Origin of the sequence: Micromonospora arborensis (assembly GCF_003205615.1) — a bacterium.
Lineage (GTDB): Bacteria > Actinomycetota > Actinomycetes > Mycobacteriales > Micromonosporaceae > Micromonospora > Micromonospora arborensis.
In genome coordinates this window covers 229242-253134 of sequence record NZ_PYBV01000003.1, presented here as the reverse complement: position 1 = coordinate 253134, position 23893 = coordinate 229242, and the positions used below count along the sequence as shown (strand labels likewise).

23 protein-coding genes and 1 pseudogene are annotated in these 23893 nt (G+C 72.0%); 11 read left to right on the top strand and 13 right to left on the bottom strand.

The features are described 5' to 3' along the window. The first annotated feature begins 201 nt into the window (after positions 1-201). A complete protein-coding gene (locus tag C7C45_RS02815) occupies positions 202-1476 on the top strand; it encodes an MFS transporter (RefSeq protein ID WP_244200209.1) in 1275 nt (424 codons plus the stop codon). On the opposite strand, the gene C7C45_RS02810 is transcribed toward C7C45_RS02815, so the two are convergent. From C7C45_RS02810 to C7C45_RS02785, 6 genes are read right to left on the bottom strand one after another with little or no spacing between them, the layout of a single operon-like run. Further along, positions 1452-1709, bottom strand: coding sequence for a UBP-type zinc finger domain-containing protein (locus tag C7C45_RS02810; RefSeq protein ID WP_110562035.1), 258 nt, complete (start codon positions 1707-1709; stop codon positions 1452-1454). The genes C7C45_RS02815 and C7C45_RS02810 overlap by 25 nt on opposite strands. Then, positions 1706-3277, bottom strand: a complete 1572-nt coding sequence (locus tag C7C45_RS02805; RefSeq protein WP_110562034.1) for a Na+/H+ antiporter — start codon at positions 3275-3277, stop codon at positions 1706-1708. Before C7C45_RS02805 ends, C7C45_RS02810 begins: the two co-directional genes overlap by 4 nt. A gap of 38 nt (positions 3278-3315) precedes the next feature. Next, on the bottom strand, positions 3316-4281 hold the full coding sequence (locus C7C45_RS02800) for a TIGR03885 family FMN-dependent LLM class oxidoreductase (protein WP_110562033.1): 966 nt from the start codon (positions 4279-4281) through the stop codon (positions 3316-3318). A gap of 42 nt (positions 4282-4323) precedes the next feature. After that, on the bottom strand, positions 4324-5739 hold the full coding sequence (locus tag C7C45_RS02795; RefSeq protein WP_110562032.1) for an NADP-dependent succinic semialdehyde dehydrogenase: 1416 nt from the start codon (positions 5737-5739) through the stop codon (positions 4324-4326). Between the two features lie 12 nt (positions 5740-5751). After that, positions 5752-6015 (bottom strand): DUF6343 family protein, encoded by a 264-nt coding sequence (locus tag C7C45_RS02790; RefSeq protein WP_110562031.1) that lies wholly within the window; start codon positions 6013-6015, stop codon positions 5752-5754. A gap of 52 nt (positions 6016-6067) precedes the next feature. Then, on the bottom strand, positions 6068-6886 hold the full coding sequence (locus C7C45_RS02785) for an NmrA family NAD(P)-binding protein (RefSeq protein WP_110562030.1): 819 nt from the start codon (positions 6884-6886) through the stop codon (positions 6068-6070). A gap of 131 nt (positions 6887-7017) precedes the next feature. Between C7C45_RS02785 and C7C45_RS02780 the strand changes: the two genes are divergently transcribed. Together C7C45_RS02780 and C7C45_RS02775 are read left to right on the top strand one after the other, a co-directional pair. Next, positions 7018-7611: an antibiotic biosynthesis monooxygenase gene (locus C7C45_RS02780; RefSeq protein WP_110562029.1), complete on the top strand. Its 594-nt coding sequence runs from the start codon at positions 7018-7020 to the stop codon at positions 7609-7611. Between the two features lie 121 nt (positions 7612-7732). After that, on the top strand, positions 7733-8584 hold the full coding sequence (locus tag C7C45_RS02775) for a GDSL-type esterase/lipase family protein (protein WP_110562028.1): 852 nt from the start codon (positions 7733-7735) through the stop codon (positions 8582-8584). 18 nt (positions 8585-8602) lie between these two features. Here C7C45_RS02775 and C7C45_RS02770 read toward each other — a convergent pair whose 3' ends face one another. From C7C45_RS02770 to C7C45_RS02765, 3 genes are all read right to left on the bottom strand, one after another. Further along, positions 8603-9358, bottom strand: coding sequence for an EcsC family protein (locus C7C45_RS02770; RefSeq protein ID WP_110562027.1), 756 nt, complete (start codon positions 9356-9358; stop codon positions 8603-8605). Between the two features lie 49 nt (positions 9359-9407). After that, positions 9408-9554 (bottom strand): hypothetical protein, encoded by a 147-nt coding sequence (locus C7C45_RS33865; RefSeq protein ID WP_167454616.1) that lies wholly within the window; start codon positions 9552-9554, stop codon positions 9408-9410. A 106-nt stretch (positions 9555-9660) separates the two neighbouring features. Then, positions 9661-10524 (bottom strand): peptidase M23, encoded by an 864-nt coding sequence (locus C7C45_RS02765; protein ID WP_110562026.1) that lies wholly within the window; start codon positions 10522-10524, stop codon positions 9661-9663. Between the two features lie 420 nt (positions 10525-10944). Between C7C45_RS02765 and C7C45_RS02760 the strand changes: the two genes are divergently transcribed. From C7C45_RS02760 to C7C45_RS02745, 4 genes are all read left to right on the top strand, one after another. Then, entirely contained in the window at positions 10945-11865 is a 921-nt protein-coding gene (locus C7C45_RS02760) for a proteasome assembly chaperone family protein (protein WP_110562025.1), read from the top strand. A 37-nt stretch (positions 11866-11902) separates the two neighbouring features. Continuing rightward, complete coding sequence (locus tag C7C45_RS02755) at positions 11903-12700, top strand: exodeoxyribonuclease III (protein ID WP_110562024.1); 798 nt, start codon at positions 11903-11905, stop codon at positions 12698-12700. Between the two features lie 67 nt (positions 12701-12767). Then, a complete protein-coding gene (locus tag C7C45_RS02750) occupies positions 12768-13085 on the top strand; it encodes an antibiotic biosynthesis monooxygenase family protein (RefSeq protein ID WP_110562023.1) in 318 nt (105 codons plus the stop codon). Positions 13086-13400: 315 nt separating this feature from the next. After that, positions 13401-14276, top strand: a complete 876-nt coding sequence (locus tag C7C45_RS02745; RefSeq protein WP_110562022.1) for an alpha/beta fold hydrolase — start codon at positions 13401-13403, stop codon at positions 14274-14276. A gap of 136 nt (positions 14277-14412) precedes the next feature. Here C7C45_RS02745 and C7C45_RS34735 read toward each other — a convergent pair whose 3' ends face one another. After that, a complete protein-coding gene (locus C7C45_RS34735; protein ID WP_244200215.1) occupies positions 14413-15054 on the bottom strand; it encodes a class F sortase in 642 nt (213 codons plus the stop codon). A 487-nt stretch (positions 15055-15541) separates the two neighbouring features. After that, positions 15542-16213 (bottom strand): hypothetical protein, encoded by a 672-nt coding sequence (locus C7C45_RS02735; protein ID WP_110562021.1) that lies wholly within the window; start codon positions 16211-16213, stop codon positions 15542-15544. 208 nt (positions 16214-16421) lie between these two features. Here C7C45_RS02735 and trmB point away from each other — a divergent pair, with 208 nt between their 5' ends. From trmB to C7C45_RS02715, 4 genes are all read left to right on the top strand, one after another. Beyond that, on the top strand, positions 16422-17051 hold the full coding sequence (gene trmB / locus C7C45_RS02730) for a tRNA (guanosine(46)-N7)-methyltransferase TrmB (RefSeq protein ID WP_244200214.1): 630 nt from the start codon (positions 16422-16424) through the stop codon (positions 17049-17051). Positions 17052-17271: 220 nt separating this feature from the next. Then, positions 17272-19785, top strand: a complete 2514-nt coding sequence (locus C7C45_RS02725) for a DEAD/DEAH box helicase (protein WP_110562019.1) — start codon at positions 17272-17274, stop codon at positions 19783-19785. 141 nt (positions 19786-19926) lie between these two features. Further along, positions 19927-20571, top strand: a complete 645-nt coding sequence (locus tag C7C45_RS02720; RefSeq protein ID WP_110562018.1) for a hypothetical protein — start codon at positions 19927-19929, stop codon at positions 20569-20571. A 309-nt stretch (positions 20572-20880) separates the two neighbouring features. Then, on the top strand, positions 20881-21783 hold the full coding sequence (locus C7C45_RS02715; protein WP_110562017.1) for an endonuclease domain-containing protein: 903 nt from the start codon (positions 20881-20883) through the stop codon (positions 21781-21783). 163 nt (positions 21784-21946) lie between these two features. Here the strand turns inward: C7C45_RS02715 and C7C45_RS02710 are convergent, their stop codons facing one another. Both C7C45_RS02710 and C7C45_RS02705 read right to left on the bottom strand, forming a co-directional pair. Then, the gene (locus C7C45_RS02710; protein WP_110562016.1) at positions 21947-22894 is read right to left on the bottom strand and encodes an ABC transporter substrate-binding protein; all 948 of its coding nucleotides are present in this window, start codon (positions 22892-22894) and stop codon (positions 21947-21949) included. 200 nt (positions 22895-23094) lie between these two features. Beyond that, positions 23095-23889: pseudogene (locus C7C45_RS02705) on the bottom strand (ABC transporter ATP-binding protein); the annotation flags it as partial. Between the last annotated feature and the right edge of the window lie 4 nt (positions 23890-23893).

The window sequence follows — 23893 nt, the reverse complement described above, 5'->3', positions numbered from 1 at the left end:
CGCACCGAACCCGACGGACGCACCGAACCCGACGGACGCACCAGAGCCGACGGACGCACCGAACCCGGCGGGCGCACCGAACCCGGCGGGCGCGCCAGAGTCGACGCACACCCGCAAGCCGACGCACACGGTGGAGGTGGGCTGTGACGGGCGCGGCAGCTCGGGGCGTCGATGCCCGCGCGTCAGCCCTAGGGTCGGGGTGTGGGCACCCGGGCGGGGATTCGCGGCCGTTGGCGGTCTCTGTCACCGCTGCCGCCGCCCGGTCGGCTGCGCACCCTGTCGCTGGCCACCCTCGCCAACACCGTCGGCCTCGGGCTGTGGGTGACCGGTGCGGCGCTCTACCTCACCCGCTCCGTGGGGCTGAGCCCGACCGAGGTGGGGCTGGGGCTCACCGTCGCCGGCCTGGTCGGGCTCACCGCCAGCGTGCCGCTCGGCGGGTTGGCCGATCGACGTGATCCACGGGCCCTCCGGGCGGTCCTTCAACTGGCGCAGGCCGCCGTCGCCGCCGCGTACCTGCTGGTTGGCTCGTTCCCGCTGTTCCTGCTGGTGGCCACACTGGACGCGCTGCTGGTCTCCGGAAACCTGGCGGTCCGGGCCGCGCTGGTCGCGGCGGTCGGTGGCCCGGAGGGCCGGGTGCACGCGTTCGCCACCCTGCGCGCGGTGGCCAACCTGGGCGTGGCGGTCGGCGCGGGGCTGGCCGGGTTCGCGCTGGTGGCGGACACCGGCTGGGCGTACCGGTTGCTGGTGCTCGGCAACGTCGCGACCTATCTGGTCTCGGCGGCGCTGATCATGCGACTGCCGGCGTATGCGCCAGTTCGGCGAACCGCACGGCAGAAGCCGGGCCAGGCGTTGCGCGACGGGCCGTTCCTCGCCGTCGCCGGGGCCTCGGCGGTGCTGTCCCTGCACTGGGTGGCGCTGACACTGGTGCTGCCGCTGTGGGTGGTGACCCGCACCGACGCGCCACCGGTGACGGTGTCCGCCGTACTCCTGGTCAACACACTGCTCACCGTGCTGCTCGCGGTACGACTGAGCCGGGGTGCCCGGCACGCGCTGCCGGCGGCGGCGACGATGCGCCGGGCCGGGCTGGTGCTCGCGGCCGGGATGCTGCTCTGGGCCGCGACCAGCGCGGTGCCCACCCCGGCGGCGATCGGTCTGCTGCTGGTGGCGACCGTGATCTACACCGTCGGCGACCTATGGCACGCCGGGGCCGGGGCGGCACTGGCCTACGACCTCGCCGCACCGGATGCCATCGGCGCCTACCAGGGGGTCGACACGCTGCTCGCCGGGCTGGCCCGCGCGGCCGGGCCGGCGGTGCTGACCTGGCTGATCCTCGACGGAGGTCCGCTCGGTTGGCTGGCCCTGGCCGGGCTCCTCGCCGGCACCGGCCTGGCCGTGCCGCCGCTCACCCGGTGGGCGCTGGCGAACCGCTGCGAACCGTCCTCGACCAGCGGTCAGCCGATCTCCTCGTCGACGTAACACCACCGCCAGGTTTCGCCCGGCTGCACCGAGCGGATCACCGGATGGCCGGTGGACTCGAAGTGCTTCGTCGCGTGCTGGTACGGCGACGAGTCGCAGCAACCGACGTGCCCGCAGCTCAGGCAGCCTCGCAGGTGCACCCAGTCGGGGTTGCCGATGGCGACGCAGTCGGGGCATTCCTCGGTGGTGCGCGGCTCGACCGCACCAGCCTCGGTCAGGTGCTGACAGCTCACTTCTCGACCTCCCGCAGCAACGACTCCTCCAGGTCCAGGTCACGATAGGCCTGCACCAACACCTCCTCGGGGATCCGACCGGAGTCCCGGGCAGCCCGGAACACGTCCCGCTCGGCGTCGATCATCTCTTGTCGTAGCCGACCGTACGCCTGCGACGGCGTCTCCCGCTCGGTGCCGCCGAGACGTTCCCAGGCCAGGTTGTTGCGATCCTCCAGGGCACGGCGCAGCCGGCCGACCACCGCCTCGGATGCGGTGTCGGCCAGCTTGTCGAGGCGTTCCTGGGCGGCCCGGCTGGCCTGCTGCTGCACCCCGGCCGCCGACAACGCGTCCTGCACCGGGTCGTCCTGGGGCAGCTTCAACCGACGGGCGACCAGCGGCAGCGTCGCACCCTGACCGACCAGGGTGACCACGATCACCGCGAACGCCAGCCAGATGAACAGGGCCCGGGGGTACGACTCGTCGTCGGCCAGGGTCAGCGGCAGGGCCAGTGCCGCGGCCAGGGTCACCACTCCCCGCATGCCGGCCCAGCCGATGATGATCGGGAACTTCGGTGACGGCCGGTTGTCCCGGCGGCGGACCCGGGGAACCAGCCGGGCCAGGTAGGTGGCCGGGAAGAGCCAGATGAACCGGGTCAGGAAGACGGTGGCGAGCACCGCGAAGGTGATCAGGATGAGCGAGCCGGTCGGCTCGTCGAGGTCGCGCAGCACCTCCCGCAGTTGGAGCCCGACCAGCAGGAAGACCAGCCCCTCCAGCAGGAAACGAACCAGCCGCCAGAACGCGCCGATCTGCAGGCGGGACGCCGCCGACAGCAACTGGGGCAGTTTGTGGCCGAGCACCAGACCGGTGACGACCACCGCGACCACTCCGGAGGAGTGCACCGCCTCGGCGGCGAACACCACCGCGAACGGAATGATCAACGACAACGCGTTGTCCAGCACCGGGTCGGTGATCCGCCGGTGCAGGAAACCGAAGACCAGCGCGCCGACCGCGCCGATCAGGATGCCCCCGCCGGTGGCCCGGAGCACCTCGACGGTGACGTCGGCGGCGCCGACCGCCGAGCCGGCGGTGGCCATGGTGGCGACCCGCAGCAGCACCAGCGCGGTGGCGTCGTTGACCAGGCTCTCGCCCTCCAGGATGGTGACCACCCGGCGGGGCAGCCCGACCCGGCGCGCGACCGCGGTGGCGGCCACCGCGTCCGGCGGGGCGACCACCGCGCCGAGGGCCAGGCAGATCGCGAACGGCACCTGCGGCAGCAACAGGTGCAGCACCAGCCCGACCACGAACGCGGTGAACAGCACCAGGCCGACCGCGAGCAGCAGGATGGGCCGGATGTTGTTCTTGAACGCCGGCACCGAGGTTTCCAGCGCGGCGACGTAGAGCAGCGGCGGCAGGATGCCGACCAGCACCAACTCCGGGTCGAGCTCCACGTGCGGAATGCCCGGCACGAACGAGAGCGCCAGGCCGAGGACGACCAGCACGATCGGCGCGAGCAGGCCGAGCCGGCGGGCCAGCGCGGCGCCCAGGGTGGCGATCGCCAGGAAGACGACGACCGGAAACAGGCTTTCCATGGGGTACGAGCCTAGGGGTGCGCTGGTCCCTTCCTCGATCAGCCGGTCGGCCGCAGCTTCGGCAGCACCTCGGCGCCGAACGCGTCGATGAAGCCGCGCTGCTCCTGCCCGACGTGGTGCAGGGCGATCTGGTCGAAGCCGAGCCCGGCGTACTCCTCCAGCCAGCCGACGTGCCGGCCGAGGTCTGCCGAGACGTTCACCACCTCGGCGACCCGCTGCGCCGACACGTCGGCGGAGACCACGTCGAAGTGCTCGGCGGTCTCCAGGTCCCAGCAGACCGGCGGGGCGAAGACGTTGCTGCGCCACTGGTCGTACGCGATCGCTTCGGCCTGCGCCTGCTCCGGCGCCCAGGACACGTGCACCTGCAGGTGCAGCGGCCCGCGCCCGCCGGCGTCCCGGTACGCGTCGATCATCTCGCGCAGGTGCGCCACGGGGGCGTTCACGGTGATCAGGCCATCGGCCCACTCGGCGCACCAGCGGGCGGTCGCCACGCTGACGGCGGCGCCGACCAGCGCGGGCGGCTCCTCGGGGCGGGTCCACAGTCGGGCCCGGTCCACCCGGACCAGGCCGTCGTGGCTGACCTCCTCGCCGGCCAGCAGCGCCCGGATCACGTCGACGCACTCACGCAGCCGGGCGGCGCGTACGTCCTTGCGCGGCCACGGGTCGCCGGTGATGTGCTCGTTGCTGGCCTCGCCGGTGCCCAGCGCCGCCCAGAACCGGCCCGGGTACATCGCGCCGAGGGTGCCGATCGCCTGCGCGATGATCGCCGGGTGGTACCGCTGTCCGGGTGCGTTGACCACGCCGAACGGCATACCGGTGGCCTGCAGCGCCGCGCCCAGCCAGGACCAGGCGAAGCCGGATTCGCCCTGCCGGGCGCTCCACGGCGAGAAGTGGTCGGAGCACATGGCGGCGTCGAAGCCGGCCCGCTCGGCGTGTTTCACCGCCTCCAACAGGGCGCGAGGACCGATCTGCTCATGCGAGGCGTGGAATCCGAACGTCGTCATGGGCGCACTTCCTACCCATGTCGGCGTCGGCTGATGCGTGCGCTATTCCGCGTGCGCGCCCGCGCCGGCCGAGGCGGCGCCCTCCCCCACCCAGACCGTCTTGGTGTTGCAGAACTCCCGCATGCCCAGCGCCGACAACTCCCGCCCGTAACCGGAGTTCTTCACACCGCCGAACGGCAACTCCGGATAGGACGTCGTCATTCCGTTGATGAAGACGTTGCCCGCGTCCAGGTCGGTGGCGAAGCGCTCCTGCTCGGCCGGGTCCCGTGTCCAGGCGTTCGAGCCGAGCCCGAAACTGGTGCCGTTGGCGACCTCGATCGCCTCCTCGTACGACGACACCCGGAACAGCCCGGCGACCGGGCCGAAGACCTCCTCGGACCACATCCGCATCTGCGGGGTGAGGTCGGTGACGACGGTCGGCGGGTAGAACCAGCCGTCGCCGGTTGGCGGCTCGCCTCCGCAGAGCACTGTCGCGCCGTTGTCCGCCGCGTCGCGGACCTGGGCGTGCACCTCGTCGCGGCCACGCTCACTGGCCAGTGGCCCCACGTCGGTGTTCGGGTCCATCGGGTCACCGACCCGCAGTGCGGCCATGTTCGCGGCGAACTTCTCGGCGAAGGCGTCGAAGACGTCGGTGTGCACGATGAACCGTTTCGCGGCGATGCAGGACTGGCCGTTGTTCTGACAGCGCGCGGTGGTGGCCACCTCGGCGGCCCGGTCCAGGTCGGCCGAGGGCATCACCACGAACGGGTCGCTGCCGCCGAGTTCGAGGACTGTCTTCTTCAGCTCCCGCCCGGCGATCTGCGCGATGGACCGACCGGCGGGCTCGCTGCCGGTGAGTGTGGCGGCGCGTACGCGGGGGTCGCCGAGGATCCGCTCGACGGCCTCCGAGCCGACCAGCACGGTGGTGAAGGCCCCCTCGGGGAAACCGGCCCGGCGAAATACGTCCTCCAGCAGCAGCGCGGTCTGCGGCACGTTCGAGGCGTGCTTGAGCAGACCGGTGTTACCGGCCATCAGCGCCGGCGCGGCGAAGCGCATCACCTGCCAGAGCGGGAAGTTCCACGGCATCACCGCGAGCACGACACCGATCGGCTGGTAGCGGATGAACGCCCGGACCGCCTTCACGGCGGCCGCGTCGGCCGGCTCGTCGGCGAGGAACACCGGCGCCTTGTCGGCGTAGAAGCGGGCGGCGGTGGCGCACTTGGTCACCTCGGCCTGCGCCGCGACGTACGTCTTGCCCATCTCCGTGGTCATGATCCGGGCGATCTCGTCGCGCTCGGCGTCGAGCAGGTCGGCCGCGGCGTTCATCCACCGGGCGCGCTGGTCGACGGTGGTGTCCCGCAGTTGCCGGTACGCGAGGTCGGTGCGCTCGATGGCACCGTCGAGTTGCTCGGTGGACATCGCCTCGTAGGTCTTGAGCACCTGTCCGGTGGCGGGGTTGGTGGTGGCGATGTGGGGCATCTCGTCCTCCTGTCACTCGAACAACGAGTGTCGTACGCCCGGCTCCTCGCGGTGGCGGGCGGCGCGGCGGCGCTGGATCACGACCAGGTCGACCACGGCGACCACGGCGAAGATCGCGCAGAGTACGCCGAGCCAGGCGATGCCGGCCCAGAACGCCAGCACCGCGAAGAGCACCATGATCACCAGCCCGAAGCTGGCGAGGGTGAGCCGGAGGTTCAACGCGCTGTTCGCGTGGCCGACCGTGCCACGGGCGCGCCGGGGCTGCGATCTCGTCATGCCCAGGGACCTACCCCCGATCGCCAGCGTTAACCGGCCTCGGACACCTCGGTCAGTCGCGCCAGGCACCGCGCGACGCCGCCTCGGCGGCGTACGCCGAGAAGTCGCGCGGGTCGCGACCGGTCAGCCGGCGGACGGTGTCGGTGGGCTCCGCGTGGCCGAGGTCGCGCAGGGCTGTGAAGGCCGCGATCTGTTGCTCGATCTCCTCGGCGGGGATGCCCAGCGGACCCAGCGCGGCCCGGTAGTCGTCAGCCGTGCCGAGGTGACGCACCGGTCGGCCCGCCGCTCGGCTGATGGTCTCGGCTGCTTCCGCGAAGGTGATCGCCCGGGGCCCAGTGACCTCGTAGACCTGGCCGGCGTGCCCGGGCTCGGTGAGAGCGGCCACCGCGACGGCGGCGATGTCGTCGGCATCGACGAACGCCTGGCGTGCCGCGCCGACCGGCACGGTGATCTCCCCGGCCAGCACCGCCTCCCGGAACACTCCCTCGTCGAAGTTCTGGTCGAACCAGTCCGCCCGCAGGATCGTCCAGTCGGCGCCGGCCTCGCGTACCGTCCGTTCCGCGGTCAGCAGGCGCTCGTCGCCCATTGCCTCGATCGCCCGGCTGGAGAGCAGCACCACGTGCCGCACCCCCTGCTCGACGGCCAGCCGGACGAGGGCCGGCTCGACCGGCTGACCGTCCGGTGCCATCAGGTAGATCCCGGACGCGCCCGCCAGCGCGGACGCCCACGTCGACTCGATCGACCAGTCGAAGCACACCGGGCCGCTGCGGGAGGCTGCGCGCACCCGGACGCCCAACGCCCGCAGTCGGTCGGCCACCCGCCGCCCGGTGGTGCCCGTCGCGCCGAGCACGAGGATCGCCCTGTCGTCCATGCCCCGAGTAGAGCATCGACCACCGACAGGTTCCGGCCGGTGGCCCGCGCTGCCGGGCGGCACCGCCGTGTGCCGGTGTGCTCGATTACATCCGTTCGCGCCGCGGCCCCCGCCGACCGCAGGATGGGCCCATGTCAATGACCCTCGCCGTGCCGGTGACCGTCGCCATCGCCCGCCGTGTCGATCCGGGCCGGGCCAGCGAGATGGTGGCCTGGATGCGGGCCGGCACCGCGCTGGCCGAGGCGTTCCCCGGGTTCCTCGGCGCCGGCTGGGTGCAGAGTGGTCCCGGCTCGGCGGAGTGGCACATGCTCTACCGCTTCGCCGACGCCGAGACGCTGCGTCGATGGGAGGAGTCGCCGCAGCGGCACTGGTGGCTCAGTTCGGCGCAGGGCATCGTCGAGCACACCCGGGTCGAGCGGCGTACCGGGATCGAGGGCTGGTTCGACCCGCCGCTGGAGCACTCAGTGGAGCACTCGGTGGAGCCGGTTGCGCCGACGTCGCCGCCGAGGTGGAAGCAGGCGGTGACGATCTGGCTGGCGTTCTTTCCGCTGAGCCTCAGCGCCACCCTGCTGACCAGTCATTTCCTCGCCGCCGTGCCATTGCCGGCGCGGGTGCTGCTGATGACGCTCTGCCTGACCCCGCTGATGACCTATCTGGTGCTGCCCCGGATCACCCGGGCACTGCACTGGTGGCTGCACGGCCAGCCGGCGCCGTGGCGGGATTAAAGCATCCTTCCCGCACTGCCGCCGACACTCTGCCGCATACCCGACAGCAACTTCCCGGTACCGCAGCTCCTACGCATAGAGTTACCGCGCTGTCGCTCTGTGCTGCGGAACGGGGGATGTCATGCCTCGACGGTGGGTCGCCGCCCTGGCCTGTCTCGCGGCGCTGGTCGCGCTGGCCTGTGAGGGTGGCACCTCCGCGTCACCCCGCCCGACCAAGAGCAACCCGCCGTCGAGCGGGCCGGGCGGCATCGCCGCGCTCGGCGACTCGGTCAGCACCGGCTTCGCCTCCTGCCTGGTGCTCACCTCCTGCGAGCGCAACTCCTGGTCGACCGGGGACGGCCTGCGGGTGCAGAGCCACTACCGGCGACTGCTCGACCAAAATTCGGCGATCCGCGACCGGACGTACAACCACGCCCGCGCCGGCGCCCGCGCGGACGCGCTGGAGGGTCAGGCCCAGGCAGCGGTACGCGACCGCCCCGACTACATAACGGTGCTGATCGGCGCCAACGACGTCTGCCGGAGCAGGGTGGACGCGATGACGCCGGTGGCCCAGTTCCGGGCCGAGGTCGACCGGGGCCTGCGGGTGCTGCGGACCGGCCGACCGAAGGCCCGGGTGCTGGTGGTGAGCATCCCCGACCTGTACCGGCTCTGGGAGGTCGGGCACGACGACGCACGGGCGGTACGCGCATGGCGGCGCGGCATCTGCCCGGCCCTGCTGGCCGAGGCGACGTCGACGGCGCCCGCCGACCGGGCGCGTCGGGCCGCCGTCCGGGACCGGATCGACGCGTACAACGCCGAGTTGGTGGCGGCCTGCCGGGCGTACGGCTCACGGTGCCGGCACGACGGCGGCGCGGTGCACAAGGTCCGGTTCACCCTGGACCTGCTCAACCCGCTGGACTGGTTCCACCCCAACGCCACCGGCCAGGGCCGGATCGCCGAGGTGACCTGGCGTGCCTCCGGCCTGGCCAACTGACCGTCGCGCGGCAGACCGTCAGGGTTGGCGGGGCTCCGGGACGGCGGCGCCGCGGGAGCGGTAGAGCGCCCGGGATCGCTGCGCCAGGTCCTTCGTGGCCGACGAGTTGGCCCAGGTGCCGAGCACGATGGCCGCGCCGGGGACGACCTTGGCGACGATCCGCTTGGCGGCCCGCACGCCGGCCATCTGGGCCAGCCGGACACCGAGTTGCAGCATCACCCGACCGAGCGGACGCTGGCCGCCCAGGCCGAAGAGCGCGTCGGCGCGTTCCCGGCCGGCGGCCACGCCGAGCGCCAGTCGGGCGCTCTCGGCGACCTTGTGCACACGCTGGAGCACCAGCAGGTCGGTGGCCCGGTCGCCGTGCAGCGGGTCGACGTCGTACGCGGCGGCGATGTGCAGCACCATCCGCGCCTGGGTCCAGGCCAGCACGCCCACGTCGATCACGGCGCCGGGCAGCCCGGCCGCTCCGGAGACCGCGCCGGACAGACGGGCCAGGTTGACGAACTTGCGGGCCGCCTGGTCGGCCAGGACGTCGGCCGACACCCCGGGCTGCTCAGCTCGGGCCCGGCTGGCCCACTGCACGGCTTCCGGCCCGAGTCGGCGCACCGCCTCCAGGGCGAGGTGCTCCGGGGCGTACTGCGGGTCGTCGCGCATCCGGTCCCAGAGACGGGCCGGCGGACCCTCGGGGGCGTCCGCCGGCCCGGCCGGCAGGTCGGCGGACGGTTGGGGAATGGGGGCGGCGGGCTGGCCGCCGACGGGCGGGGTGTCGGTCACCGGGTCTCCCCAGGGTGGGAACGGCGGACAGGGCGGCCGATGAGGCTTCTCAGCGGCGGCGGTTGGACAGCCGGGCCGCCAACCCCTTGAGCTTCTGCTGGTTGTCGGGCTTGGCCATCTCCCGACGACCTCGCTCGACCAACTGCTGCCCCTTGGGTGATCTCAGGAACGTGGTGATCCGCTGCATCAGTGACATGGCGTCCTCCTGTCGATGATCCCTCTGTCATGTGTACCCCGAACCCGCAACACATGTACCCGGGATGCGACAGCCTCAACCCTGACCGTCCATAGTGGGCGGTACGTTACCGCCCCGCCGGCAGGATGGCGTCGACGACCCTGGTGGCCCGCCACTCGTGCTGCTGGTAGTACTCGGGGAACGCGGAGACCTGCACGGCCTGGGCGGCGTCGGTGAGTCGCATCTGCTCCCAGCCGGGCACCTGCTCCAGCGCGGTGAGGAACTGCCGGGTGGCGAACTCGGGATCCATCAACCGACCCACCGGGCCCCAGCCGCTGCTGGAACGCTGCTGGAACAGCCCGACCGAGTCGTTGTCCCAGCCGACGCCCTGGTGCGGGTAGTCCTGCGACTCGGGCAGCACGCCACTGGCCACGTTGTAGAGGTTGCTCTCCTGCATGGCGGTGGCCACCGCGATCACCAGACCTCGGCGGGGCACCCCCATCTTGCGGCCGGCCCGGACGATCGCCTCGGCGTTCTTCATCTGGTCCTCGTCCAGCCCGGCGACGGGCGCCGGGTGGGTCGGGCGGGCCGGGGCGGCCTTACGGGCCGGCGCCGTGGTGTCCGGGTCGCCGGGGGTCGCCGGGGCGGACGGGGCGGCCGCGGACGTGGTCGGGGCAGCAGCACGATCGAGACCACGGGAGGCGGCGCTCTGCTGCTCGGCGCGCTGCGCCAGCTCGGAGCTGGCGAGCTTGCCACCGCGGTTCGCCGCGCCGGGCTTCTCGTCGCAGACCTGCGCGACGGCGGCCAGGCCGAGGCAGCAGACCACACCGGTGGCCAGCGCCAGCTGGGCCCGGCGTCGACCGGTCAGGTCCCGGACGTACGTCCGGAGCCGACTCGCGGCGGGTGTCCGTTCGGCTGAGGTGCCATCCTCCATATCGGCGGTGGGGCTGCTCGGGGCGTACGGGTCGTCGAGGGTGCCGTCGTCACGCATCAACCGAGGCTAGGCAGGGGGAAACCCTGATTACGCACAGTGATCACGTGGCGCTCGCCACAGATCGGGCCCGGGTTGGTGGACGACCGGGGCGGGGCGACGCGCCCGAGGAACGTACCTCGTATACCGGAACAAGCTGGCATCGCACGCAGACCGGGACGGCCGGTGCTGAGCAAGGGCATTTGTCCACCAGCCCTGACATGATCGACAAACTCGGCCTTTGGGTCGAACCAGCCCTCGACCGATCGGCCGACCGGACCGACCTGGCGGCATAATCAGATGATTAGTCCGGTCACGCCCGCCCCCCGGCCGACGGATCGCCCGACGCAGGAATGCACCAGGATGGCGGGTACGTTGCCCGAACGGGTGCCCTCCGTCGCGTCGGCACCCCGCAGGCACATTTCAGGGAGGTCCGCACCGGTGCTCGACCCACACGAGCTCTACCAGCTCACCGAAGATCTGCCCGACCTCGGGCAACCGGTCCTGATCCAGGCCCTCACCGGGTTCGTGGACGCCGGCAACGCCAGCCGGCTGGCGCGCGAGCAGCTGCTCACCTCGCTGGAGGGACGGCCGATCGCCACCTTCGACGTCGACCAGCTCTTCGACTACCGGTCCCGACGACCGGTGATGACCTTCGTCGAGGACCACTGGGAGAGCGTCGACGCGCCCAAGCTGGAGCTGCACCTGCTGCACGACGACGACGAAACCCCGTTCCTGCTGCTCACCGGCCCCGAGCCGGACCTGCAGTGGGAGCGGTTCGTGGCCGCCGTCGCCGGCCTGGCCGCCCGCCTGGACGTCCGGCTCACCGTGGGGCTCAACTCGATCCCGATGGCCGTGCCGCACACCCGGCCGACCGGGGTGACCGCGCACGCGACCCGCCCCGAGCTGATCGGCGGGTACGAGCCCTGGCTGCAACGCGTCCAGGTGCCCGGCAGCGTCGGTCACCTGCTGGAGTTCCGCCTCGGCGAGCAGGGCCGCGACGCGCTGGGCTTCGCCGCCCACGTGCCGCACTACGTGGCGCAGACCGAGTACCCGGCCGCCGCCGAGGTGCTGCTCAGCTCGGTGTCCCGCAGCACCGGGCTGCTACTGCCCGGCGACGGGCTGCGCTCGGCCGCCGAGGTGGTCCGGGTGGAGATCGACCGCCAGGTCGCCCAGACCGAGGACGCCGCCGCCCTGGTCCAGGCCCTGGAAGAGCAGTACGACGCGTTCGCCCGAGGTCGGGGCGAGAAGAGCCTGCTCGCCCCGGATGCCGGGCCGCTGCCCACGGCCGACGAACTCGGTGCGGAACTGGAGCGCTTCCTGGCCGAACAGACCCGACCCGGCGACACCCCGGGCAGCTGACCCGGCGTACCGGCGACGGATGCGGCAGGCTGGGGGCATGCGCCTGGCGACCTGGAACGTCAACTCGGTGAAGGCCCGCCTACCCCGGCTGCTGGAGTGGCTGGCCGACACCGGGCCGGACGTCGTCTGTCTGCAGGAGACGAAATGCCCGGACGGCGCCTTCCCGGTGGGCGAGGTGGGCGAGCTGGGCTACACCGTGGCCAGCCACAGCGACGGCCGGTGGAACGGGGTCGCCATCCTGTCCCGGGTCGGGCTCGACGACGTCCGGGTCGGGTTCGCCGGGGAGCCCGGCTTCCCCGACCCGGAGGCCCGTGCCATCTCCGCCACCTGCGACGGGGTGCGGGTCTGGTCGGTGTACGTGCCCAACGGGCGGACACCCGAAGACCCGCACTACGCGTACAAGTTGGCCTGGTTCGCGGCGCTGCGCGACGCGTTGGAGGCGGAACTGGCCGCCGGGCTCCCGCTGACGGTCTGCGGCGACTTCAACGTCGCCCCGACCGACGCCGACGTCTGGGACCCGGCGGTCTTCATCCACTCCACGCATGTCACCCCCGCCGAGCGGGCGGCCCTCGCCGCGCTGCGCGACCTGGGCCTCAGCGACGTCGTGCCCACCCCGATGAAGGGGCCACACCCCTTCACCTACTGGGACTACCGAGCCGGGATGTTCCACCAGAACAAGGGCATGCGGATCGACCTGGTGTACGCGTCCGCCCCGTTCGCTCGGGCGGTCAGGTCGGCGTACGTGGACCGGGAGGCCCGTAAGGGCAAAGGCCCCTCCGACCACGCGCCGATCGTTGTCGACGCGGAGTTGATACCGGTGGTCGAGGCGTTCTGAGCTCGCGCTGTCGTTCTGAAGCTCGCTCTGTCGTTCTGGTGCCGTGGGTGGTGGCTAGGGTGGGCAGATGGCAGTCGTGAAGATCAACGCAATCGACGTTCCACCCGGCGACGGCGCGGAGTTGGAGAAGCGGTTCGCCGCCCGAGCCGGCGCGGTGGAAAACTCCCCCGGCTTCCTCGGCTTCGAGCTGCTCCGTCCGGTGGCCGGTGAGACCCGCTACTTCGTGTACACCAAGTGGGAGAGCGAGGAGGCGTACCAGGCCTGGGCCGCCGGCCCGTCGCGCGCCGCCCACGCGACCGCCCCCGGCGAGAAGCCACGCCCACCGGTCTCCAGGGGCGCCAGCCTCCTGGAGTTCGAGGTGGCGCTGCAGGTGCCCCAGCCCTAGTACCTCCCCGCCGGCTGGCAGACACGAACAAGCCAACGCGAGTTGATCGACTCCACTTCGGCGATATCGGGGTATCCGAGCGGGTGGGATACACCGACATCGCCGATACCGTGTCGATCAAACGCGCTCGAGGTGCGCTGCACGTCCCCCGGCCGCTAGGGCATCCTGCCGAGGATCCCGCATCGCCGGCAAAGCGGGCCGGGACCGACGTTTCCGTTGATAGCGTCGAACCGGCCTGAGCGGTAGCCGGCCACCAGTGGCCCTGCCTGCCGTTCGCGCAGGGCGGTCTCAGGACGCTGCGGGGGACTTCCGGCCATGTTCGACGGATTCGACGAATTCGACATCGAGACCTCCGGCGCGACGATCCACGGACGCCGTGGTGGGAGTGGCCCTCCCGTTCTGCTCCTGCACGGCATTCCCGAGACGCATCTCATGTGGCATCGCATCGCGCCGCAGCTTGCCGAGAACTTCACGGTCGTCGCCACCGACCTGCGCGGCTGGGGCGACAGCGGTAAACCGCCGAGCACCGCGGATCACGAGCCGTACAGCATGCGCGCCATCGCCCGCGACCAGATCGAGGTGATGCGGAGTCTGGGCCACGAGCAGTTCCGGCTCGTCGGCCACGATCGAGGCGCCCGCTGCGCGTACCGTCTCGCGCTGGACGAACCCGACGCGGTCACTCGGCTCGCCGTGCTGGACGTCGTTCCCATCGGCGACGTCTACAACCGCGCCGACAAGACGTTCAGCCTCTCCTACTGGGTGTGGTCCTTCCTGGCCGCGCCGGCGTCGGTGCCCGAGCGGTTCATCGACGCGGCGCCCGCGGTGCTCGTCGACTTCATGCTCGACACCTGGCCCGAGGTGAAGGACGCCTTCCCGCCCGAGGTGCGGGCCGCGTACGTCCGGCAGTTCAGCGACCCCGCGACGGTCCACGCCATCTGCGAGGAGTTCCGCGCGGCCGCGACGCTGGACTACCAGCAGGACGAGGCGGACCGAGGTCACCGGAAGATCGCCTGTCCGGTGCTGTTTCTCTGGAGTCAACGCGGTCAGGTCGCGAAGCTCTACGACGACCCGCTCGCGATCTGGCGGGAGTGGGCCGACGACGTACGCGGGGAGCCGGTCCCGGTGGGGCACTTCATTCCGGAGGAGGCCCCGGAGCAGACCCTCCGGCAACTCCTGGACTTCCTGAGCTAACGCCGGGCCAGACCTGCGGACTCCGCCGGTTGATCCACTCCAGATAGGCGACATTGGGGTGTCCGAGGCGGCGGGATACCGCGATATCGCCGAAACCGTGTGGATCACGCGGGGTCGACGGCCGGGCGTTCTCGCCTCAGGGCTTGCGGGAGGACTGCAGGGTGGCGAAGGCGATGACGTTGTCGGCGTAGCCGGTGCGGCCACCGATGAACTGCCCGCCGCAGGTGATCAGGCGCAACCCGGGCGGCCCGTCGTTGCCGTAGATCCGCTCGGCGGGCAACTGGTCCTTCGGGAAGTGCTCGACGGTGTCGACCCGGAACACCACCACCGTCTTGTCCGCCCGGGCCACCTCGACCAGATCGCCGGGGTGCAGCTTGCCCAGGTCGTAGAAGACCGACGGGCCGGTCTTGGTGTCCACGTGCCCGACGATCACCGCCGGGCCAGGCTCACCCGGCGTCGGCCCACGGTCGTACCAGCCGGTCTCGTTGTGCCGTTCCAACGGCGGTACGGCGATCGAGCCGTCCCGTGCCTGCCCGACGGGTGCCACCGGTGCGCTCACCTTGATCGCCGGGACCGAGAGGCGCACCGGCCGGCTCGCCGACAACCCGACCGTCTCGCTGCGGGCCGGCCGGTCGCCGCCGACCGGAGCCAGGTCGAACGGGCCGACAGAGCGGCCCAGCCCCGCCCCGGTCGCGAAGACCCCGGCCAGCACCAGCACCACGGCCAGCGGCACCGACCAGGGGCTACGGCCGGGCGGACGGCTACGCCGAGGCGTCACGGCGGTCGGCGGACGAGCAGCCACCGCCGGGCGATCGACCACCAGCGGGCGGTCGTCCCGCGGTAGGCGGTCGTCCTCCGGCCAGGGATCATTCCGAGCGGCGCGGTCGTCCTCCGGCCAAGGATCATTCCGAGCGGCGCGGTCGTCCTCCGGCCAAGGATCATTCCGAGCGGCGCGGTCGTCCTCCGGTCGGCGGTCGTCCCGTGGGAAGCGCGCACCGGGAGACGGGCGACCACCGGGAGACGGGTGCGTACCCGGAGATGGGCGACCACCCGGAGATGGGCGCGCACCCGGAGACGGGCGCGCACTCGGAGACGGGCGCGCACTCGGAGACGGGCGCGCACCCGGAGACGGGCGCGCACCCGGAGACGGGCGGGCACCGGAGGACGAGCGGGTGGCCGGGGACGGGCGCGCACCGGCCGGGCCGGAAGCGCCCGGCTGGCGGGAACCGGGCGGTGGCGGGGGGTGGAAGATCTCCATGACGGGCTCAGTGCCGCGCAGCGCCACGGACGGGACGTGGCCGGCGCAACGCCACCACGGCGAGAATCAGCCCGGTGATGGTCAGCGCCGCACCGCCGGGCAGCAGCAGCTTGCCGGTCACCCCGCCGGCGCCCCCACCGAAGCCGGTGGCCGGACCACGACTGGGCTGGACCGGGACCTTCTTGACCACCTGGAGCATGGTCGACGCGGTCTCGCCGTCACGGCACTCCAGCTTGACCCGGTAGTTGCCGGGACGTGTGCGCTCGCGCACCATCGGCGCGGCGGTGAGCACCCCGCGCTGCGGCTGCACCCCGACCGCGCCGAAAGCGTCGGAGACGACGGTGGCACCCACCGAGTTGTCCCGACAACTGGCCCGGATCCCGACCAGGTAGCCGGGCTGGACCGTGCTGGGGCTCACCTCGACGAAGATGTCCACGGGCGGTGCCGGTTGGGGCGCCGCGCCACCGGGCGGCCCTTCGGGCTGCGGCGCGGGCGCGGCAACAACGCGCTGCGGGGCGCCGGGCGTCGAACGCGCCACGCCGACCGGTTGGACCGCTACTACCGGCGCGGCGAACGCGGAGGCTGACGGCGCGGCGAACGCAGGGGCGGCGGCTAGCAGGGGGCCGGTGAGCACGGTCACCACCGACAGGGCTACGCCGCTGCGGGTCACTGTCACGATGCCCCCTCTCGACGCCGTGCGGCCGAGTCGGGCAGTGGAACAACCGACCTGCCGTACCAGTTGGATCCTCTCATTTCCGGTCGCACATCACATCCGATTCGCTCGCGGCGTCGCGTACGCTCGGGTCGCTGTGACCGCCATCGACCATGACCCCGCCGTCCCGCCCGCGAGCCGGACGATCCGCACGTTCCACCCCCGTCGGGGTCGAATGAGCGACCGGCAGAACGACGCGCTGGGCCGGCTCTGGCCCGCGTACGGCCTGGATGTGCCGGACGGACCGGTCGTGCCCGTCGACCTGGCCGACCTGTTCGGTCGCCGGGCGCCGGTGGTGTTGGAGATCGGCTCGGGCATGGGCGACAGCACCGCGGCGATGGCTGCCGCTGACCCGGATCGAGATTATCTGGCGGTCGAGGTGCACACGCCGGGAATCGCCAACCTGCTCGACCTGGTGGACCGGCACGGCCTGAGGAACGTGCGGGTGGGCCGGGGCGACGCGTTGTCCCTGGTCAACGGCTTACCCGAAGCTGCGCTGGATGCTGTGCACGTGTTCTTCCCGGACCCGTGGCCGAAGGCCCGCCACCACAAGCGGCGGATCATCCAGCCGGCGCACGTGGCGCTGCTGCGGTCCCGGTTGCGGCCCGGCGGCACGCTGCACTGCGCGACCGACTGGGCCGAGTACGCCGAGGCGATGCGGCAGACCCTGGAGGCGGACCCGGGGCTGGTGGATGCGTACGGCGGTTTCGCGCCGCGTCCGGCGTACCGCCCGGTGACGAAGTTCGAGCGGCGGGCGATCACGGCCGGCCGACCGGTCGTCGACCTGCTCTACCGCCGACGGTGACCAGCCGGCGGGCCACGGCACCCGGACGGCGGTCCGGCGGGGCGACCGGGACAGCCGGACGTCGGTCCGGCGGGGCGACCGGGACAGCCGGACGTCGGTCCGGCGGGGCGTCCGGTACAGCCGGACGTCGGTCCGGCGGGGCGTCCGCGATGCCCGATCGGGAGTCCGGCGGCGGCCGGGTTGGCGCGCGGGGGCATGATCCAGGCACCATGGACAGGCTATGACGCTCACCGCCGCGCTGCCGACAAGCGCCGACCCCGACACCCTCTTCGACGCGTTCGCCAGTTGGGCGAAGGAGCGCGGCCTCGACCTCTACCCCCATCAGGAGGAGGCGGTCATCGAGATCGTCTCCGGCGCCAACCTGATCATGAACACTCCCACCGGCTCGGGTAAGAGCCTGGTGGCCATCGCCGCGCACTTCGCGGCCCTCGCGGACAGCCGGACGACCTTCTACACCGCGCCGATCAAGGCACTGGTGTCGGAGAAGTTCTTCGCGCTCTGCGAGGTCTTCGGCGCCGAGAACGTCGGCATGCTCACCGGCGACGCCAGCGTCAACGCCGACGCCCCGATCATCTGCTGCACCGCGGAGATCCTGGCCAACCTGGCGCTGCGCGAGGGCACGAAGGCCGACGTCGGCCAGGTGATCATGGACGAGTTCCACTTCTACGCCGAGCCCGACCGGGGTTGGGCCTGGCAGGTGCCGATCATCGAGCTGCCGCAGGCCCAGTTCATCCTGATGTCCGCCACCCTGGGGGACACGACCCGGTTCGTCGACGACCTGACCCGGCGTACCGGGCGGCCGACCGCCGTCGTGCGCTCGGCGGAGCGGCCGGTTCCGCTGATCTTCTCGTACGCGATGACGCCGATGCACGAAACCCTCGAAGAGCTGCTGGAGACCAAGCAGGCCCCGGTGTACGTGGTGCACTTCACCCAGGCCGCCGCGCTGGAACGCGCCCAGGCGCTGATGAGCGTCAACGTCTGCAGCCGCGCCGAGAAGGACATGATCGCCGAGGCGATCGGTGGTTTCCGGTTCACCTCCGGCTTCGGCAAGACGCTGTCCCGGCTGGTCCGGCACGGCATCGGCGTACACCACGCCGGCATGCTGCCCAAGTACCGCCGCCTGGTCGAGACCCTCGCCCAGGCCGGCCTGCTGAAGGTCATCTGCGGCACCGACACCCTCGGCGTCGGCATCAACGTGCCGATCCGGACCGTGCTCTTCACCGGCCTGTCCAAGTACGACGGGGTCCGTACCCGGCTGCTCAAGAACCGGGAGTTCCACCAGATCGCCGGGCGGGCCGGGCGGGCCGGTTACGACACCATCGGTCGGGTCGTGGTGCAGGCCCCCGAGCACGTCATCGACAACGAGAAGGCCCTCGCCAAGGCCGGCGACGACCCGAAGAAGCGCCGCAAGGTGGTCCGCAAGAAGCCGCCGGAGGGTTCGATCGGCTGGGGCCAGCCCACCTTCGACCGGTTGGTCGACGCCGAGCCGGAGCCGCTGACCTCCAGCTTCCAGGTCAGTCACTCGATGCTGCTCAACGTCATCGGCCGGCCCGGTGACGCGTTCACCGCGATGCGGCACCTGCTCACCGACAACCACGAGGAGCCCGCCGCCCAGCGCCGGCACATCCGCCGGGCGATCGCCATCTACCGGGCGCTGCGCGCCGGTGGGGTGGTCGAGGAGCTGCCCGAGCCGGACGAGACCGGCCGACGGATCCGGCTCACCGTCGACCTGCAGCTCGACTTCGCCCTCAACCAGCCGCTCTCCCCGCTCGCCCTGGCCACCATCGAGCTGCTCGACGCCGAGTCGCCGTCGTACGCGCTCGACGTGCTGAGCGTGATCGAGTCGATCCTCGACGACCCCCGGCAGATCCTGTCCGCGCAGCAGTTCAAGGCGCGCGGCGAGGCGGTCGCCGCGATGAAGGCAGAGGGCATCGAGTACGAGGCCCGCCTCGAACTCCTCGACGAGGTGACCCACCCGAAGCCCCTCGCGGAGCTGCTGGAGGCCGCGTACGAGATGTACCGGCAGGGCCACCCCTGGGTCGCCGATCACCAGCTCTCCCCCAAGGCCGTCGTCCGTGACATGTTCGAGCGGGCCATGACGTTCACCGAGTACGTGCAGTTCTACGGGCTGACCCGCTCGGAGGGCCTCGTCCTGCGCTACCTGGCCGACGCGTACAAGACGCTGCGGCAGACCGTGCCCGAGGACGCCAAGACCGAGGAGCTGATCGACCTCATCGAGTGGCTGGGTGAGCTGGTCCGCCAGGTCGACTCCAGTCTCATCGACGAGTGGGAGCGGCTGCGCAACCCGTCCGACGTGGCCGAGGTTGCCCAGGCACACGCCGCCCTGACGGATCGGCCGCCGGCGGTGACCCGCAACGCGCGGGCGTTCCGGGTGCTGGTGCGCAACGCGCTGTTCCGCCGGGTGGAGTTGGCCGCACTGCGCCGTTGGGACCTGCTCGCCGAGTTGGACGCCGGCGACGGTTGGGACTACGACGCGTGGGCCGACGCCCTGGGGCCGTACTTCGAGGCGTACGACTCGATCGGGGTCGGGCCGGACGCCCGGGGCCCGGCGTTGCTCATGATCGAGCAGGGCCGGGAGCGGTGGACCGTCCGGCAGATCTTCGACGACCCGGACGGTGACCACGACTGGGGCATCAGCGCCGAGATCGACCTGGCGGCCTCGGACGAGGTCGGCGCCGCGGTTGTGCGGATCACCGACGTCGGCCAGCTCTAGCGACCATCTCGACCAGGGGGTCGCCGGTACGCCGGCGGCCCCCTTTGTCGTGTCTTCCACGCCCCCGTTTTCCCTGGGCGATGTCAGACCCGTCGATTAGAATGTATGTACTAATCGAGTTCCTGACCTGGGAGGACGCCCGTGACCGCGCCCACCTCCACGCCCCTCACCCCCTACGCCACCCTGCTCGGTTTCACCCGCTACGTCGACCGCACCGGCCCCACCAAGGCCACCTTCGTGGGCGGCCTGCGCAAGCAGCGAGCCAGCCGCTCCGGCTTCAACCCGCACGGCCAGTTCGTCAAGGCGCTCAAGGCCGACATCGCCTTCCACACCGGCGGCACACACCTGGCCGGGGTGGTCGACGTGGTCAAGCCCCGCTGGCGCCCGCTCTACCAGGCGCTCGTGCCCGGTGCCACGACCTGGCTGCACTCCCTCGGCGAGCCGGCCGCCATCGACCTCGCCCAGACCCGTGACGCCCTGGCCATGCTGGGCGACCTTCCCGTCAAGATCAACCCCCACTTCGGGGTACGCCACGCCGACGGCCGCGCCGAAGCGGTCCGCCTGCACTTCGACGAGACCCCGCCGAGCGAGGAGTCGGTGCTCGCCACCCTGCACCTGATGGCCCGACACATGGACGCGGTGCTCCCGCACGCCGAGCCGGTTCTGGTCGACGTCCGCCGGGGCCACGCCCACCGCATGCCCACCGACGCCAAGCCCGACCAGATCGAACGCTGGCTGGCCGGCGAAGCCGCCGCCTTCCGCGCCATCTGGTCCACCGCCGCCTAGCCCCCCGACCTCCCCCACCACCGCCCCCGCGCCACCCCACCTGCCCCGCCCGTCCGCCCGTCCGCCGGGCCGCCGGGCCGCCGGGCCGCCGGGCCGCCGGGCCGCCGGGCCGCCGGGCCGCCGGGCCGCCGGGCCGCCGGGCATGATCGCGCTCGATCCAGGATGTAGTGGCCTCCCAAGAAGGCGAGGCCACTACATCCATGTTCGAGCGCGATCATGGGGACAGGGGCGTGCATCGGCGCCACAGCCTCGTCGGCGGTTATCCACAGGGGCGGCGCGGCGCGGGGTCGATCGGTCAGCCTGGAGCGCATGCCGAAAGCTCTCCGACGGCCGCCACAGTTGCGCGGTCGAATCTTCCGTGGCTCGATCGCCATCTCGCGCGGTCTGTTGACCCGCAACGACCTGCGCAGCTCCGCATGGCGGCCGCTCTTCCGGGACGTCTATGCCGATGCCCGCGTCAGGGTCACCCACAGAATCAGGTGCGCGGCCGTCGGGCGCTGGCTGATCCCACCCGGAGCAGCCATCGCGGGGCGCTCCGCGGCGGCGTTCTACGGCTGCACGAAACCCGCTCCGAGCGACCCGGTCGACGTGTTGGTCCCCAGCGGTACCCGGATCGGGCCAGCCACCGGCCTCCGGATCCACCACGGGGAGGTCGACCCCGGCGACACTCTGCACAAGGCGGGGCTCAGGGTGACCAGCCCGGCGCGAACCTGCTGGGATCTCGCCCGTTGGCTCGACGTGGTCGAAGCCGTGGTCGTCATCGACACCATGCTGTCCAGCCGGCTCACCGACGTGTCCGCCCTACGCGAGTACGCGCTGAGCCGGGCCGGTCGGCGGGGCTGGCGGTCCCTGCTCCGTGCGGTCGACCTGGCCGATGCTGGCGCCGAGTCGCCCCAGGAGTCCCGCACACGCGTGCGGCTGGTGCTCGCCGGCCTGCCCAGGCCTCAGACGCAGTGGGTCGTAGCCGACCAGGGCCGGTTCGTGGCCCGGCTTGACCTGGCCTGGCCGGAGCTCAAGGTCGCGGTGGAATATGACGGGCTCTGGCACAACAACCCCGAGCAACTCCATCGGGACCGCCGACGGCTCAACCAACTGCTCGGTGGTGAGTGGCTCGTCCTGCACGTGACCGCCAAGCGCCTCCGTGATGACTTCGACGGCTTCCTCGCCGAGGTCAGGGCCGCCTTACGAGCCCGATCGCGCTCGGGCCAATGATCACCCGCCAAACGATCAACGGCCCCCAAGCCATGATCGCGCTCAAACATGGAAGTAGTGGCCTCCCCGCCGGGGGAAGCCACTACTTCATGGATCGAGCGCGATCATGGCCCGGGGCGCACCGCGCGGGCAGGCGCGGCGGGCAGGCGCGGCGGAGGGCTCGTTAGGCGGCCGGGAGGTACTTGGCGAGGTCGTCGAGGATCTTGTTGGCGGCACCGACGCCGATGCCGGTCATCCAGACCTCGTCGGCGACCGGGTACGCCTTGCCGGCCTTGACGGCGCCCAGGCCCTTCCACAGGCTGCCACTCGTCACCTTGGCCTGCTCCGCGGCGGTCTTGGCGCCGTACGTGGTCACGAAGATGACGTCACCGTCGACCTCGTTGATCCGCTCGGGGCTGACCAGGTCGAAGCGCTTGTCCTCCTTGTTGGCGAGGAGCTGCCGCTCGGGGCGACCCAGCCCGGTGTCGCCGAGGACGATGCCGGAGAACGAGTCCGGGCCGTACACCCGGATGTTGCCGGGCAGGAACCGCACGATCGACACCTTGCGCGCGGCGGCGTCGCCGAGGGTGGTGCCGAAGTCCTTGGCCCGCTTCTCGTACGCGCCGAGCAGGTCCTTGGCCTGCTGCTCGCGGCCGAGCGCCTTGCCGTCGAGGAGGAAGTTGTCCTTCCAGGTGATGCCCACCTTGTCGGTGAACACGGTCGGCGCGATGGCGGCCAGTTCGTCGTAGAACTTCTCCTGGCGGAACTTGCTGCCGAGGATGAGGTCCGGCTTCAGCGCGTTGATCGCCTCCAGGTCGGGTTCGGCGAGCACCCCGACCTCCTTGATGCCGGCGAGCTTGTCCGCGCCGAAGTAGGTCGGCCAGCTCTTGGCCTCGCCGGCGGTGGCGGCGCCGACGGGCGTGATGCCCAGCGAGAGCGCGGTGTCGATCTTGTCGGTGTCGAGCACGACGACGCGCTTGGGCTCGGCCGGAACCTTGGTGGTGCCCATGGCGTGGGTGATCTCCCGGGTCTCCCCGGTGGTGGAGCCGGCGACCGGGTCGCTCTCACCGCAGGCGGTGAGTCCGACGCCGAGGGCGACGGCCGCGGCGAGAGCGGCGACGAGACGACGCATCAGTGTCCTTTCGAGGGGTACGAGCCGGTGAGCGGGGTGGCCGCGGCACCGGTGGCGGGTCGGGCGTCCGGCACGGAAGCCGTCGACGAGTCGGAGTCACCCGCGGCGGCGGCAGCCGGGCCACCCGCACCGCCCGCAACGACAGCCGGGCCGCCCGCACCGACGGTCGGAGCGCCAGCAGCGGCAGCGTCGGTGGTCGGGGTGACCGGGGCGGAGTTGCCCCCCGTGTACGCGGGCACCACCAGCGGCGCTCCGGTCACCGGGCAGGGCACGACCACGCAGGCCAGCCCGAAGACGTCGCGGACCAGGTCGGCGGTGAGGATCTCCCGGGGTGGTCCGGCGGCCACCACGGCACCGTCGCGCATCGCGACCAGGTGGTCGGCGTAACGGGCGGCCTGGTTCAGGTCGTGCAGCACGGCGACGACGGTGCGGCCCCGCTCGACGCGCAGCCGGTGCAGGAGGTCCAGCACCTCCACCTGGTGGGCCAGGTCGAGGAAGGTGGTCGGCTCGTCCAGCAGCAGCGCGTCGGTGTCCTGGGCGAGCGTCATGGCGATCCACACCCGCTGCCGCTGACCGCCGGAGAGGCTGTCCACCGGCCGGTCGGCCAGGTCGGTCACGTCGGCCAGGGCCATCGCCTGCTCCACCGCCGTGCCGTCCTCCGACGACCACTGCCGCCACCACCGCTGGTAGGGCTGCCGGCCGCGGCCGACCAGGTCTGCCACGGTGACGCCCTCGGGCACCAGCGGGCTCTGCGGCAGGACGCCGAGCCGGCGGGCGACCTCCCGGGTCGGCAGGTCGCGGATGGCGGTGCCGTCCAGCAGCACCGTGCCCCGGCGTGGGGTGAGCAGCCGGGCCATCGTGCGCAACAGGGTGGACTTGCCGCACGCGTTCGGTCCGACGATCACGGTGAACGCGTCGGTCGGCAGGTCCAGGTTGAGCCCGTCGAGCACGGTCCGCTCGTCGTAGCCGGCGACCAGGTCGCGGGTGGAGAGCACCACA